Raw genomic sequence first — 768 nt, 5'->3', positions numbered from 1 at the left:
GGCGGTGGCCCGAGCGGCCCTGGCCGAGCCCGACCTGGCCGTGCACCGCATCGACCCGGCCGTGCGCCAGGTGCGCGTGCTGGTGGACCTGCGCGAGGACTTGGTCCAGCGCCGGGTGGCCCTGGCCAACCGCCTCATGGCGATGCTGCACCTGGAGGCGGGCCTGAGCCCCGGAAAGGGGCGTTTGTCCACCCGCACCTCTTTGGACCGGCTCGAGCACCGGATCGCCCGGGCCGGCCTGGAGGGGGCCGTGGGCTTCGTGCTGGCCGACCAGATCCGGGAGCTGCGGGTGCTGATCGACCGGATCGCTGAGTGCGAGCGGGCGTTGAAGGAGCGCCTCAGGCCGTTGGCGCCGGGCCTGTTGGCGATCCCGGGGATCGGTGTGGTCTGGGCGGCGGTGCTGATCTCGCAGGTGGCCGATGTGTCGCGGTTTTCTAGTTCGGCGAAGTTGGCCCGGTGGGCGGGGTGCGCGCCGATCCCGGTGTTCTCCTCGGGTCGGCAGCGCCACCGGTTGCACCGGGGTGGCAACCGTCAGATCAACCGGGCGTTCCACTCGATCGCGATGGTCCAGGCCCGGGTGGAGGGGCCGGCTCGGGAGTTCGTGCGGGCCAAGGAAGCAGACAAGGGCAAGAAGGGTGCCTACCGGGCGTTGAAGCGCCATCTGGTCGATGTGGTGTATCGGACGATGGTCGCTGATCAACAGCAGCGGCAGGCCCGAGAAGTCGGGCAGAGGGCTTACGGGCCCGCCGCTTGACATAGAAGCGTCCC

Annotated in this window: 1 protein-coding gene; it reads left to right on the top strand. The window is 70.4% G+C overall.

The window, feature by feature from the left end; translation table 11 throughout:
* Positions 1 to 754: IS110 family transposase (locus D474_RS30290; RefSeq protein WP_017616604.1), on the top strand; the 754-nt coding region annotated here is incomplete at its 5' end.
* Positions 755 to 768: the final 14 nt, after the last annotated feature.

The organism is Nocardiopsis salina YIM 90010, assembly GCF_000341025.1.
In the GTDB taxonomy this organism is placed as follows: domain Bacteria; phylum Actinomycetota; class Actinomycetes; order Streptosporangiales; family Streptosporangiaceae; genus Nocardiopsis; species Nocardiopsis salina.
Note: the sequence above shows the minus strand (reverse complement) of the source record. Positions and strands in the feature narration are given on the sequence as shown.